General features: G+C 69.7%; 16 protein-coding genes. 13 read left to right on the forward strand and 3 right to left on the reverse strand.

Annotated features, from left to right (window positions below):
• Nucleotides 1-3: 3 nt before the first annotated feature.
• The 11 genes from ACLBYB_RS01150 (at nt 4) to ACLBYB_RS01200 (ending at nt 9,118) form a co-directional block, all read left to right on the forward strand.
• Nucleotides 4-300, forward strand: coding sequence for a hypothetical protein (locus ACLBYB_RS01150; RefSeq protein WP_447697597.1), 297 nt, complete (start codon nt 4-6; stop codon nt 298-300).
• Nucleotides 297-878, forward strand: a complete 582-nt coding sequence (locus tag ACLBYB_RS01155; protein ID WP_447697598.1) for a cytochrome b — start codon at nt 297-299, stop codon at nt 876-878. Before ACLBYB_RS01150 ends, ACLBYB_RS01155 begins: the two co-directional genes overlap by 4 nt.
• The gene (locus ACLBYB_RS01160) at nt 875-1,477 is read left to right on the forward strand and encodes a rhodanese-like domain-containing protein (protein WP_059408534.1); all 603 of its coding nucleotides are present in this window, start codon (nt 875-877) and stop codon (nt 1,475-1,477) included. The genes ACLBYB_RS01155 and ACLBYB_RS01160 overlap by 4 nt, the downstream gene beginning before the upstream one ends.
• A gap of 6 nt (nt 1,478-1,483) precedes the next feature.
• The gene (locus ACLBYB_RS01165; RefSeq protein WP_447697599.1) at nt 1,484-2,227 is read left to right on the forward strand and encodes a quinoprotein dehydrogenase-associated SoxYZ-like carrier; all 744 of its coding nucleotides are present in this window, start codon (nt 1,484-1,486) and stop codon (nt 2,225-2,227) included.
• Complete coding sequence (locus ACLBYB_RS01170; protein ID WP_447697600.1) at nt 2,227-3,195, forward strand: quinoprotein relay system zinc metallohydrolase 1; 969 nt, start codon at nt 2,227-2,229, stop codon at nt 3,193-3,195. The genes ACLBYB_RS01165 and ACLBYB_RS01170 overlap by 1 nt, the downstream gene beginning before the upstream one ends.
• Before the next feature lie 426 nt (nt 3,196-3,621).
• Nucleotides 3,622-4,098 (forward strand): hypothetical protein, encoded by a 477-nt coding sequence (locus ACLBYB_RS01175; RefSeq protein ID WP_447697601.1) that lies wholly within the window; start codon nt 3,622-3,624, stop codon nt 4,096-4,098.
• Between the two features lie 18 nt (nt 4,099-4,116).
• Entirely contained in the window at nt 4,117-6,237 is a 2,121-nt protein-coding gene (locus tag ACLBYB_RS01180; RefSeq protein WP_447697602.1) for a phage tail protein, read from the forward strand.
• Entirely contained in the window at nt 6,234-7,598 is a 1,365-nt protein-coding gene (locus ACLBYB_RS01185) for a hyaluronate lyase N-terminal domain-containing protein (protein ID WP_447697603.1), read from the forward strand. The genes ACLBYB_RS01180 and ACLBYB_RS01185 overlap by 4 nt, the downstream gene beginning before the upstream one ends.
• A 59-nt stretch (nt 7,599-7,657) precedes the next feature.
• The gene (locus tag ACLBYB_RS01190) at nt 7,658-8,272 is read left to right on the forward strand and encodes a lysozyme (RefSeq protein ID WP_447697604.1); all 615 of its coding nucleotides are present in this window, start codon (nt 7,658-7,660) and stop codon (nt 8,270-8,272) included.
• 2 nt (nt 8,273-8,274) lie between these two features.
• Complete coding sequence (locus tag ACLBYB_RS01195) at nt 8,275-8,685, forward strand: 3TM-type holin (RefSeq protein WP_447697605.1); 411 nt, start codon at nt 8,275-8,277, stop codon at nt 8,683-8,685.
• 94 nt (nt 8,686-8,779) lie between these two features.
• Nucleotides 8,780-9,118 carry a hypothetical protein gene (locus ACLBYB_RS01200; protein ID WP_447697606.1) on the forward strand — a complete coding sequence of 113 codons (339 nt, stop codon included), beginning with the start codon at nt 8,780-8,782 and terminating at the stop codon, nt 9,116-9,118.
• Nucleotides 9,119-9,219: 101 nt separating this feature from the next.
• On the opposite strand, the gene ACLBYB_RS01205 is transcribed toward ACLBYB_RS01200, so the two are convergent.
• A complete protein-coding gene (locus tag ACLBYB_RS01205) occupies nt 9,220-9,459 on the reverse strand; it encodes a hypothetical protein (protein ID WP_447697607.1) in 240 nt (79 codons plus the stop codon).
• 162 nt (nt 9,460-9,621) lie between these two features.
• Here ACLBYB_RS01205 and ACLBYB_RS01210 point away from each other — a divergent pair, with 162 nt between their 5' ends.
• Nucleotides 9,622-9,858: a DUF6894 family protein gene (locus ACLBYB_RS01210; RefSeq protein WP_447697608.1), complete on the forward strand. Its 237-nt coding sequence runs from the start codon at nt 9,622-9,624 to the stop codon at nt 9,856-9,858.
• 87 nt (nt 9,859-9,945) lie between these two features.
• On the opposite strand, the gene ACLBYB_RS01215 is transcribed toward ACLBYB_RS01210, so the two are convergent.
• A complete protein-coding gene (locus ACLBYB_RS01215; RefSeq protein ID WP_447697609.1) occupies nt 9,946-11,070 on the reverse strand; it encodes a diguanylate cyclase domain-containing protein in 1,125 nt (374 codons plus the stop codon).
• A gap of 200 nt (nt 11,071-11,270) precedes the next feature.
• Here ACLBYB_RS01215 and ACLBYB_RS01220 point away from each other — a divergent pair, with 200 nt between their 5' ends.
• The gene (locus ACLBYB_RS01220; protein WP_447697610.1) at nt 11,271-11,681 is read left to right on the forward strand and encodes a response regulator; all 411 of its coding nucleotides are present in this window, start codon (nt 11,271-11,273) and stop codon (nt 11,679-11,681) included.
• Nucleotides 11,682-11,765: 84 nt separating this feature from the next.
• On the opposite strand, the gene ACLBYB_RS01225 is transcribed toward ACLBYB_RS01220, so the two are convergent.
• Nucleotides 11,766-12,053, reverse strand: a complete 288-nt coding sequence (locus ACLBYB_RS01225; RefSeq protein ID WP_447697611.1) for a hypothetical protein — start codon at nt 12,051-12,053, stop codon at nt 11,766-11,768.
• Between the last annotated feature and the right edge of the window lie 25 nt (nt 12,054-12,078).

Genomic DNA, 12,078 nt, shown 5'->3' on the forward strand with positions numbered 1-12,078 from the left:
CCCATGCGCGCGGCCTGGCTCCTGCTTCTGGGACTCGTCATTGCCGCCCCCGCATGGCCGGAGGGAATCAAGGAATATCAGGTCCGCCGCCTCTTGATGTTGAAGACCGAATGCGGCGTGGGCGGCCTCGATGCCGAGGAACTCGACGGTGGGGCGACCCGCTTCGTCGCGACCTGCGAGAACGTGAGCCATTACCCCGACGGCGTCGAGGTCCGCTGCCCTAATTCGGAGGACGACCGCGACTGTACCATCCTGACGCAGAAGCGCGATTTTCCCCATCTTCGGGCGTTGCAGCGATGACGGGCTCCCTCCCGGCGCCGGGGGAGGCGTCGCCGCCTCCGCAAGGCGGCCGCCTCAGCCTTCCGACCCGGCTCCTGCACTGGAGCGTCGCCTCCGCCATCCTCCCGATGCTGGCCTACGGCTTCTGGCTTCGGGCGGTGCCGGAAGGACCGGGCCGCGGCACCGCGATCCGCCTGCATAAGTCTCTTGGAATGCTGCTCCTGCTCCTCGTCTTGGCCCGTCTGCTGTGGCGTGCATGGGAAGGGTGGCCGGCCCCGTCTTCGCAGCACAGGAGTTGGGAGGTCTGGGCGGCACGGGCAATGCACGGAGCCTTGCTCGCCGCGATCCTGCTGATGCCGCTGTCCGGCATCGCCCGCTCCCTCGCCTATCCGCGGGCCCTCGCGCTGTTCGAGTGGCCCCTGATCCCGAAGCTGTTCGAGACCCGGCCGGAGTTGATCTATCAGACCGCGGTGTGGGTCCATGACGGGCTAGGTTTGGCGCTGCCGGGCTTGATTGCACTGCATGTCGCGGCAGCGCTCAAGCATCACGTCCTCGACCGGGACGACACGCTCCGGCGCATGGCGGAGATCGGCCGATGAGGAGCCTGGCCGTCGCGCTCCTCCTCGTTTCGTCCCTTCCCGCCCATCCGCAGGAGGGGCCGGGGGCAGTCGGGATCGTGGCGGCGGATGCCGATTTCGATCCCGTCACCGGGCTTCGGACGCAGAACTACAGATCGCCGGTGACACGCCCCGTCGTCGGCGGCACTCTCGTAGCCCTCGCCGAAGTCGACCGGCTCCGTGCCGAGGGCGCCGCCTTGATCGACGTGATGCCCCAGCGCGGCGGCTTCGAGCCCGTCGGCGGTCGCTGGAGGATCGTGGACCGGCGCGAGACGATCCCCGGCGCCGTGTGGCTGCCGGAGACGGGCCGCGGCAGGATCGAGCCCCGTCTCGCCGCCTATCTCGCCCGCTGGCTGGAGACGCTCAGCGGGGGACATCGCGACCACCCGCTGATCTTCTTCTGCATGGCCGATTGCTGGATGTCCTGGAACGCCGTGCGCCGTGCGGCCGACCTCGGCTACCGCCGGGTCTACTGGTTTGCCGACGGCACGGATGGCTGGAGCGATGCCGGCCGTCCCCTCGTCCCGGCCGATCCGCCTGCGGTCCCGTCGCTCGGCGCGACTTCCACTCCGTCGAGGTGAAGCCCCATGCCTGCCCCGAAAACCACCGGCACCCGCGATCCCCTTGAGTCGCCCCTCTGGTCGAGCATGGCCGAGCGCTACCTCGGCGGCCTGCCCGCGATCTTCGATGACCGGGTCACTGTCACGCTGCCTCCGGTGACCGAGGACCAGACGCAGGTTCCCGTGACGGTCGATGCTCGCGCCATAGGCTCGGTCGAGGAACTCATCGTCATCGCCGACCTGAATCCCTTTCCCCTGACGTTACGCCTCGCCGGAACCGGCGCGCAGCCCTTCGCGGCCTTCCGCATGAAGATCGAACAGGGGACCCCCATCCGTGCGGCGGCCCGTCAGGACGGCCGCTGGTACATCGGAGGACGCACGCTCGATGCGGCCGGCGGCGGATGCTCTGTGCCGCCGGTTGTCGAGAAGCGGGTCGATTGGAAAAGGCTCGGCGCGTTACAGGGCCGGATCTGGCGGGAGGCGGACACTCTGCGTCTTCGCCTGCGCACGATTCACCCCATGGACAACGGAATGATCGCCAACGTGCCGGTGTTCATCATCGAAACGTTGGCGATCTCCGATGCGGCGGGGCGGCGGCTCGCCGACCTCACCCTGTCGGAGGCGATTGCCGACAACCCGACCCTGACGCTCCTTCTGAAGGACGGGGTGACTGAGGCGTTGCTCGTCTCGATGCGCAACACCGCCGGCAACGACTTCCGCGCCAAGGTGCCGGTACCCCCGATCGAGGCGCAGGCACGGGAGAGACTCTGATGGGCGCATCCGAACAATACCGTGGCCTGACCCGTCGTTCGGGCCTCGCCCTCGGCTTGGCGGCGATAGCCTGCACTCCGGCCCTCGCCGCTCCCCGCCGTTACACCCTCAAGCCCGTCGTCGTGGCTCCGGGGATCTGGACGCTCTACGGAGCCCAGGAGGCCATCACCGCCGAGAACGGCGGCGCCATCGCCAACGTGACCTTGATCGAAACCCGAGACGGCTGCGTGCTGATCGATGCGGGTCCGTCCCACCGTTACGGCACCGCCCTGGAGGCCCTGGCGCGGGATCTCACGGGCAAGCCCGTGGTGCGCGTCTACCTCACCCATTTCCATGCCGACCATAGCCTCGGGGCGACGGCCTTCGCCGATTCGGCCGTGTGGGTCGGCCCGGGCCTGCGGCGGGACCTCGCTCGGTTCGGCAACGACCTCGCCAGCGGCATGTACCGGGTTGCGGGCGACTGGATGCGCGGGACCGGCGTGCCGAAGCCCGCCAACGAGGCGCGGGACGGCGTGGAGCAGGTCGGCGAACGGCGCTTCCGTCTGTTGAACCTGTCCGGCCATACCAACGAGGATCTCTGCCTCTTCGAGGAAACCTCGGGCCTGCTGTTTCCCGGCGATCTCGTTTTTCTTGATCGGGCCGCGACGACACCGGATGCCGATCTACCCCGCTGGCGGAAAGCCCTTGCCACGGTCGCCGACATCCCCTGCCGGTTGCTGGTTCCCGGACACGGCCCGGCCGAAGCTGGGCGACGCGGCATCGATCAGACCCTCGCTTGGCTCGATGCGACCGAGAGCGGGATCGCGGCCGGCTTCGAGGCGGGTCTCGATTCCACGGAGATCATGGAACGGCCTCTCCCCCCATGGACGAACGACATCGCCGTGGCGCGCTACGAATTCGCCCGCTCCGTCATGCACCTTTTGCCAGGAATTGAGACCGCACGGCTGCCGGTTTTGACGACCGCTTGAACGTCATCGAGCCACCCTGAGAGATGATTGAGTGAGTATTCCTCTCTTGTTCGACTCTCAATCGCGACGGATGATTCTTCATGTGATAGGCGGCGATTTAGACAAGACGAGCCTACAAGGACGGCAGGCTCTTGAAGGCGCAATTTAACCGGAAAATGCCAAAATTGTTTGGCATGCTGCGGTCGGCCTTTGCGGCTACCTCAATCTAAAGTCAACCGGCCGCTTACGGCGAGCTGCTGCCGATCCCCGGCGGTCTGCTTTCTGATGTCTACACTCGAAAGCGGACTGGCTGTTTTCCACCCACAGCAGACCTACCAAGCCTGGATCCAGCGTCAGATCCGAACCGCTGAGCTGGGTTCGCCTTTCAGCGAGTAGGGCTCGGCGCGCGATGACGTGACCAAAAATGAAGCGCGTCGAGGGCTTCGCATGCTCGCTGAAGACGAGGGGCGCCGCCGCCTCGTGCGCGAGGCCCGAAGCTGGATCGGCACGCCGTACCATCCCGGCGCCGACCTGCGCGGCGTCGGCGTCGATTGCGGTATGCTCCTCGTGCGCGTGTTCGTCGATGCCGGCCTCGTACCGGCCTTCGACCCGCGCCCCTACCCGCAGGACTGGCACCTCCACCGCGCCGACGAGCGCTACCTCGGCTTCGTGTTCGATCGCGCCGCCGAAGTCGTGCGCCCACAGCCCGGGGACGTCGCGGTCTTCCGCTACGGCCGCGCCTACGCTCACGGCGGCATCGTCACGGCGAACGAACCGCTGACCCTGGTGCACGCCTTCTCGCCGGCCCAGGCCGTGATCGAGGAGCCGATCGCCCGCAACCCCGTCCTCGCCGAGCCGGGCCGGCACCCGCGCTTCTTCAGCCTCTGGGCCGCCCGCGCGACCGCCGAGGCCGACCTGCTCTGAGACTGCCATGAGGCCACCATGAGCCTGTTCGGCGGGAAGAAGCGCACCGTCCGGCCGGACTACACCGGCCTGCAGGTCCAGACCGCCTCGAGCGCGCTGCCGATCCCGATCGTCTACGGGACCAACCGCATCGCACCGAACGTCATCTGGTCCGACGGCTTCCAGACCCACGCCCAGCGCGGCAAGAAGGCGGGCGGCAAAGGCGGCGGCCGCCACGGCATCACCGGTTACACCTACTCGACCTGGATCATGTTCGGCCTCGCCGAGGGGCCGGTCCAGGGCATCGGCGAGGTGTTCAGCGGCCAGTCGGTCACGCCCTTCCCGACCAACTTCCTCAGCCTCATCCCCGGCGACACGCCGCAGCAGCCATGGGGGCCGGCGCTGGCGCGCTACCCGGCCGCCGCGCTGCCCTACAACGGCACCGCCTACCTCGCCTCGCCCTACTTCGACCTGGGCTCCAGCGCGACCATCTCGTCGATCGCCTTCGAGGTCGTCGGGCGGCTCGCCGGCACTGCGGGGCCGCTCGGGCAGGATGCCGACCCGGCCGCGCTGATCTCGGACTTCCTGACCAACGCGCAGTACGGTGTCGGCCTGCCGGCCTCGGCCCTCAGCGGCGCGGCCCTGTTTGGCGCCTCGGGGGACGCGTCCTACCAGACCTACTGCGCCGCCCTCGGCCTTGGGCTGAGCCCGGCGCTCACCGACGCCGAGACCGCCAACGCGATCCTGGCGCGGTGGCTGCGGCTGACCAACAGCGCGGCGGTGTGGTCGGGCGCGCGGCTCAGGATCGTCCCCTACGGCGACCAGGTCGTGACCGGGGTGACGCACTCGGGCGCCAGCGTCACCTACGTGCCCGACGTCGCGCCGGTCTACGACCTCACGGACGACGACGTCCTGGCCGCCGAGGGTGACGATCCGGTGCGGGTCGCGCGCAGCGATCCCTACGGCCTCCCCAACGTCCAGCGCGTCGAGTGCTCCGATCGGAGCCACGGCTACACCGCGACGACGGTCGAGGCGCGCGACCAGGGCGCGATCGAGCGCTACGGCCTGAAGGTCGGGGGGACCATCACCGCCCGCGAGATCTGCGCGCTCTCGATCGGCCGGCTCGTGGCGCAGCTCGCGCTGCAGCGGGCGCTCTACATCCGCAACACCTACACGTTCCGCCTGTCCTGGGAGTTCTGCCTCCTCGAGCCGATGGACGTCGTGACCCTGACCGACCCGGGGCTCGGGCTCGCTCGGACGCCGGTGCGCATCACGGCGATCGAGGAGGACGAGGACGGTCTGCTCACCGTCACGGCCGAGGAGTTCCCGCGCGGGACCGCGACCGCGGCGGCCTATCCAACGGTCGGCGCGACCGGATCGGCGGTCGACCGCGAGCGGGCGTCCGCGCCGGTCAACGATCCGCTTATCTTCGAGCCGCCCGCCGCGCTGACGGCCGGCGTGCCGCAGGTCTGGATCGCGGCCTCGGGCGCGAACGCCGACCCGTACTGGGGCGGGGCGAATGTCTGGGTCTCGCGCGACGGCGCCAGCTTCGTCGAGATCGGCACGATCACGGACGCGGCCCGCCAGGGCGTGCTCGCCGCGGACCTGCCCGCCCCGGCCGGGCCCAACCCCGACCGCGCCAACACGCTCGCGGTCGATCTCGGCCGCTCCGGCGGCACGCTGGCCTCGGTGAGCGAGGCCGACGCGCGGGACGGCGTCACCCTCGCGTTGGTCGGCCAGGAACTGGTGTCCTTCGCCACCGCGACGCTCACCGCGCCGCACGTCTACGCCCTGACCTATCTGGAGCGCGGGCTCTCCGGCTCGCCGGCCGGCGCGCACCCGGCCGGGACGGCTTTCATCCGGCTCGACGAGGCGGTGTTCCGCTACAGCGTGCCGGCGGCCTATATCGGCACGCCGCTCACCCTGAAGCTGCAAGCCTTCAACATCTTCGGCGGCGCGGCCCAGGACCTCGCGACCTGCACGCCCTACACGCTGACGCCGATCGGCTCGGGCCGGTTCGGCCCGGTCGCCGAGACGCTCGCCGTCGGCAGCGGCGCGGATCTGGGGCTCGCCTCGCAGGCGGCCACCCGGAGCGACGATTTCGGCCTCGCCTCCGACCCCTACCCGAATTTCCTCGATCTGGGGCTCGCCTCGTCATGAGCGTGCGCACGCAGTGGCTGCGGGACGCGTGGTCGTTCCTCGCGACCTTCGTCGGCCGACCGGGCGAGTTCGTCGTCGACACCACGAATTGGCGCCTCGTCGTCCACGACGGCGTCACGCCCGGCGGTCACCCGGCCGTCTCCGCGGGAGACCTGAAGGGCGGCGTGCCGGCCCTGGGCGTCAACACCGCCGCCGACACCACCAACCGCTTGGCGGTGAAGTCCGAGGCCGCGCTGCTCTCGTGGGACGAGGTCACTCCCGGGGCCGGCAACATGCGGCTGACCCTCAACAAGAAGGCTGCGGCCAACGACGCCGGCCTCGTGCTCCAGACCGGCTACGCCAGCCGGGTCCTGTTCGGCACGCTCGGCAGCGACGACCTGACCGTGAAGACGAGCCCGGACGGCACCGCCTTCCGGACGGCCATGACGGTCGCGGCCGCGACGGGCTATCTCGGCCTGTCGGGTGTGACCGATCCGGGCGCGCCGGTGCACGTCCTGGGTCTCGGCGCGAGGCTCGCCGTCCAACTCGACGCCTACGGGGGCGATGCCGCCGGTCATCACGGGCCCGTCGCCAACTGCCGCGCCCGGGCCGCGCGGGGCGCGCCGGGCGCGCCGCTGCCGCTCAAGGCGACCGACACACTCCTCGGCCTGTTCGGGGCCGGCTACCACGCGGGAGGCGCGTACACGGCCGACGCCGTCGCGCTGCTCGGCGTTGCCGAGGAGGATCTCACGGCGACGGCGCAGGGCACCGGCCTGGATGTCCAGACCACGGCGCCGGGCACGGCCGCGCGCCGGTCGGTGCTGAAGGTCCGCGGCAACGGCGCCCTGGAGCTGCAGCCGCTCTCCGCGGAGCCCGCGGGCGGCGCGCAGGGCCAGATCTACGCGGACAGCACTCTCACGGCGCTCCGATGGCACGACGGTGCCGCCTGGAGCCGGATCACCAACTTCGCCAAGGCCGCCGCGTCCACGAACTTCGACAACTACGTCCCGGCGGATGCCTGGACGAAGGTCCAGTTCAACACCGCCGACAGCAACGATCAGGGCGCCTTCGACGCGGCGAAGAACCGCTTCGTCGCCTTCGAGGCCGGCCTGCACGGCTTCGACGTCGCGCTGACGTACAAGCGGAACGGGTCGAGCGCGCCGACGGCGCTGGAGGTGCAGCTCTACCGCAACGGCGCGGCGGCCGGGCGCGGGCGCGCCGCGGCGACCGGCGCGCTCGTCGACGGCGTCAGCGCGGTCAACCTCGCGTCGGTCCTGAAACTGGCGGCGAAGGACACCGTCGAGGTGTTCGTGCGGTTCACCGGCGCCGACGGCTACGTGGCTGCTGCCGATTCCTTCTTCGGCGCACGACAGCTGCCGTGATCGCCCCCAGCCGCCGGTAGGGCACCGGTTCTCATCCGACGCCCAGGCAGGAGTCTCCCATGGATCTCTCACCCCTCGGACGCGCGGCCCTGGCGGCGCGCGAAGGCTGCCGGCTGCGTGCCTACCGCGACAGCGTCGGCATCTGGACGATCGGCCGGGGTCACACCAGCGCGGCCGGCCCGCCCACCGTGACCGACGGTCTGTGCGTCACCCAGGCTGAGGCGGACGCGCTCTTTGCCGCCGATCTCAGGCCCTACGTCGCTTCCGTGCGCGCTGCGCTGGTCAAGCCGGTGCCGCAGCCGTTCTTCGATGCCTGCTGCTCGCTGTGCTTCAACATCGGCCAGCCGAACTTCGCACAGTCCAGCGTCGTGCGCCTCGCCAATGCCGGCGACCTGCCGCGGGCCGTCGAGGCCTTCCTGCTGTGGGACCGGCCGGCCGCCATCGTGCCCCGCCGGCAGGGCGAGCGGGACCAGGCGGCGCTGACCGCCTACGGCCTCGTCTACGCCCGCCGGGGCGATCCCGCGCCGGTGCGCGCGCCGGAGGGACCGGCACCGGCCTCGCCGGCGCGTCCCGACTCGCTCGCGCCGATGACCGGCGCCCCGTCGGTCGCGCCGGAAGCCTGGTGGCTGCGCCTGCGCGACGCCCTTCGCCACAACATGCAGCGGAGTGCCTGACCATGGGATTCCTCGCGCTCCTGCCGACGCTGCTCGGCGCGCTCGGCCCGATCCTCGCGAAGGTGCTGCCCGACGAGGGCCAGCGCCTGCAGGTGCAACTGGAGCTGCAGCGCGCGCTGATCGAGCAGCAGGGCGATCTCGGCCGGGCCATGGCCGAGGTGATGAAGGCGGATGCCGGCTCGGAGAGCCCGCTCGCCCGCAACGCCCGGCCGATCACCGTGCTCTGGGCACTGGCGATGATCACCTGGGTGGGCGTGGTCTCGCCCATGGTCGGCCTGCAGGTCGAGGTCGTGGCCGCGCTCAAGGGCGTGCCGGCCGAGCTGTGGTCGCTGCTCACCGTCGGGATCGGCGCCTACATGCTGGCCCGCTCCGTCGACAAGATCGTCCCGCAGGTGATCGGGCCGAAGGGTTGAGCCCCGAGACCGCGGGCGCGCAGCGATGGCGGACGAGACACTGCCCCGGCCCCGGACGGCGCGGCCGGGTCGCGTCGAGCGAAGGACCGGGGCCATGACGGATCACCTGCCCGAATGGATCGGGCGCCTGATCGAGCGCGTGGAGGCGACCGGCCGCCAGATGGACGCACTCGGCGGCAAACTCGACCGGATGGACGAGAAGCTCGAGGGCGTGGCCTACCGACGGGACATCGAGCACTTCGTGGCCCGTGACGAGATCGAGCGGCGGATCGACAAGGCGGTGGACGGGGCGAAGGCGGAGGCGGCCAAGGCACTGGCCGAGGTCGCCGGGCAGGTGCGGGACTTGCGCAAGATCGGCTGGGGCCTGGCCTCGGCGGCGCTGCTGGCCTTCGGGGGGATCGTCCTGGCGAAGATCGGGCTGGCGGGGCGGTGAGGCTGGCGCACGCGCGCGGGCCTCTTCGTGCGTAGATCATGGCGCCTCGTCGCCCCCGCCGGGCACAGACGCGCGTGCTCAGATCACGGTGGCACTGCGCATCAAGCCTCGCCTTCGAGCCAATTCGGCGAGAGCGGGCCGTGACGCTCCTCGAGCTCGGCGCGGCCGGCATCGGTGATGCCGTACTCTACAGCATTCGTGTCCGGATCGGTCCGTCCAGTCGCCACGATCAGTCCTAGGACCTCCAAACGGCGCATGTAGCCGCTCATTTGATAGAAGCGTGCGCCGGTCTGGGCGAGTGTTCGAAGCCGGTAGAGGCTGCCGGGCGGGAGCTTGTACATCGCCCACGCGTGTATCCATTGTCGGCGTCTGCGTCAGTAACCAGGGCCGCCTGGCGGCGTTCGGCCGTGTCGCATGCAGGCCGCTCGGCCCCTCGGCTTCGCCAGCGAACCGGCGTCGAAACCTCGCGTTTGCGGAGAGAAGACCCGATTCAGGAGGCGTGGGTGCCGCGCTATTTCTTCGACATCAACGATGGGCGCAACGAGCGCGACGAGATGGGCTTCGACTGCGCCGACCTGCAGAGCGCTGTCAGGCATGCCAAGCAGGCTCTTCCGGAAATCGCTGCCGACGAGGTGCCACGCGATGGTGAGCGACAGGCCCTGACGGTCCTGATCAGGGACGAGGACGGCCGAGCGCTCTACCTGGGCGCCCTGGCGTTCACGGGAACGTGGCTGTCCTAGCCTCACCTGAGCCGGGTCCGCTCGGCAAGTAACGCCAGCGATAAGCGCGCGCCGCGCGGGACGGGAGGCTCGGCAGCAGGCCGTCGTTCAAACATGGCCGCGAAGGACGGTAACAGTTCGATCGGCCGGCAGTCCGCGTCGGCGGATCGACTTGATTCTATACGACTCTTCATCGGCGCGCGTGAGCAGAGTGTCGAGATCCGTCGGCTTGAAGGGCGACGAAGCGCAGCCGACGCTGGCGCCGACCGTGACCTCTTGGTCGCCGAGAGGGAATGGTTCGTGCAGGCATTCCATGATCTGCTCGACGCGGGCCGCGAGATCGCTTCGTCGGTGCAGGCCCGGCTTCAGGATGACGAACTCGTCGCCGCCCATGCGGACCACGGTCGCGTCGGGGGCAGAGACAGCGACGAGGCGGGCGGCAACCATCCGCAGCAGGGCGTCGCCGGCCGCGTGACCGTATCGGTCGTTGACCGTCTTGAACCCGTCCAGATCCATGCAGAACACGGCGACCGAATCGTCGGCATTGATGGCCCGGAAGGCCGCGCGCAGACCGATGCGGTTGGCCAAGCCCGTCAGGGGATCCTTGTGCGCGAGGGCTGCCATCGCCAGCTTCATCCCGACATGCTTCACCGCGGTGCGATGAACGTGGCGCACGCTCTCGAAGCTTCCGAGCAGGAAGATCGAGAACACGACCACGATGATGTGGTGGGGGACATCGCTCCACGTCGCCGCCGCGACGATCGGCGGAACCGCCGCCAGGACGATGGCCATGAGGGCGATCTTGGGCCTGATCCCGACACGGCTGACGATGCCGGAGCAGTAGCCGAAGATCAGGCCCGTCGCGAGCATCTGCAGGCTCAGGTCGGGCTGCAGGAAGATCGCCGTCGCCGTGAGGCCGACGGAGGCTGCGACGAGGCTGGTGATCGCGGCATGTGCCGCCTTCCACGCGTTCGTCTCGGCGCGCGCGGGAAGCTCCAGGCCCGGACGCCGCCTCTGGAACTGCATCAGTGCGACCTTGGCCATCGACGCCAGCCCGCCGCCGATCGCGGCGGCCAGGAGGGCACTCATCCCGGTGGACGCGTAGGCAAAGCTCGCGACACCGACCAGGGTGCAGCCCATAATGCAGGTCGGCACTGTGGAATGAGCCAGCTCGGCGACGAGAGCGGAGCGGACGGCACTGTTCTCCACCTCGTCACGCCCGTCGACGGCCACGCATCGCCCCCTGACCCGGTTGGTCGTGCACGGGATCCTAATCCATATTCGTTGACGCTGGTTTTCCCGGCGGCTCCGCGAACCTCGATCAGTCCGCCTCCCCTGTCCGCCATTCGGTAGCCACGCGGCCTCCACGTCCCGACCGGATCGGGTCGGCACCGGACGGCGAACCTTTTCTCGAAATCGCGACTTGTGTCGGCATGAGCGAGCCGACCGACTGCAGCGTGCCCTATGCCCTCGTCGTAGACGACGATGGGCTCATTCGCATGGACGCGATGGACATCCTGGAGGAGGCTGGATTCCGAACTGTCGAGGCCTGCGATGGCGACGCCGCGCTCGTCCTGCTCGCACAGCGGAACGCCGTGATCGTCCTGTTATTCACCGATGTCCAGATGCCCGGGACGCGCAATGGCTTCGCGGTCGCGCGCGAGACGGCGGAACGTTGGCCGCACATCGCCATCGTGGTCGCCTCCGGGCATGTGCACCCGGGGCCGGGCGACATGCCGGAAGGGGCACGCTTCATCGGCAAGCCCTTCACGGCCGGCATGGTGCACGAACACCTGAAGGAGATCCTGCCCGATGGGCAGAAGCCGGAGCCGCTGCGTCGGTAAGGTGGGAGAAACGTTGCCACTGAACGTCGCCGCCATCGTATCGGTGTGAACCCCGCGGATGAGACCCCGCGGGGCGCCACCGATCTACTTGCCGCTCGGGGCCGCACCGCTTCCGGTGGCGCCATTGCCAGTCCCGCTTCCGGCAGGGGCGCCGGGCGTGCTGACAGGCGGACCGCCAGCCGTACCCGGTCCGGTACCGGTGCTCATCGAGCCGGTTCCGCGCTCCATGGACTTCTCGGAATTGCTCTTCACCGAGCCGGGATTGTTCATATTGCCCTCGGCGCTGCCGCCACCGGCGGCAGTCTGAGCCAGCACGGCGCCAGACATCGCGAGCGAGAGAGCGGCCGCCATCATCAGTGTCTTCGTCGACATGGATCTTCCTCCCGATAGGTACGCT

The organism is Methylobacterium sp. D54C (genome assembly GCF_053345595.1).

Bases quoted from the DNA above. Each gene is read 5' to 3' on its own strand.
- ACLBYB_RS01150 (WP_447697597.1), top strand. From the start codon at position 4: ATGCGCGCGGCCTGGCTCCTGCTTCTGGGACTCGTCATTGCCGCCCCC.
- ACLBYB_RS01155 (WP_447697598.1), top strand. From the start codon at position 297: ATGACGGGCTCCCTCCCGGCGCCGGGGGAGGCGTCGCCGCCTCCGCAA.
- ACLBYB_RS01160 (WP_059408534.1), top strand. From the start codon at position 875: ATGAGGAGCCTGGCCGTCGCGCTCCTCCTCGTTTCGTCCCTTCCCGCC.
- ACLBYB_RS01165 (WP_447697599.1), top strand. From the start codon at position 1,484: ATGCCTGCCCCGAAAACCACCGGCACCCGCGATCCCCTTGAGTCGCCC.
- ACLBYB_RS01170 (WP_447697600.1), top strand. From the start codon at position 2,227: ATGGGCGCATCCGAACAATACCGTGGCCTGACCCGTCGTTCGGGCCTC.
- ACLBYB_RS01175 (WP_447697601.1), top strand. From the start codon at position 3,622: ATGCTCGCTGAAGACGAGGGGCGCCGCCGCCTCGTGCGCGAGGCCCGA.
- ACLBYB_RS01180 (WP_447697602.1), top strand. From the start codon at position 4,117: ATGAGCCTGTTCGGCGGGAAGAAGCGCACCGTCCGGCCGGACTACACC.
- ACLBYB_RS01185 (WP_447697603.1), top strand. From the start codon at position 6,234: ATGAGCGTGCGCACGCAGTGGCTGCGGGACGCGTGGTCGTTCCTCGCG.
- ACLBYB_RS01190 (WP_447697604.1), top strand. From the start codon at position 7,658: ATGGATCTCTCACCCCTCGGACGCGCGGCCCTGGCGGCGCGCGAAGGC.
- ACLBYB_RS01195 (WP_447697605.1), top strand. From the start codon at position 8,275: ATGGGATTCCTCGCGCTCCTGCCGACGCTGCTCGGCGCGCTCGGCCCG.
- ACLBYB_RS01200 (WP_447697606.1), top strand. From the start codon at position 8,780: ATGACGGATCACCTGCCCGAATGGATCGGGCGCCTGATCGAGCGCGTG.
- ACLBYB_RS01205 (WP_447697607.1), bottom strand. From the start codon at position 9,459: ATGTACAAGCTCCCGCCCGGCAGCCTCTACCGGCTTCGAACACTCGCC.
- ACLBYB_RS01220 (WP_447697610.1), top strand. From the start codon at position 11,271: ATGAGCGAGCCGACCGACTGCAGCGTGCCCTATGCCCTCGTCGTAGAC.
- ACLBYB_RS01225 (WP_447697611.1), bottom strand. From the start codon at position 12,053: ATGTCGACGAAGACACTGATGATGGCGGCCGCTCTCTCGCTCGCGATG.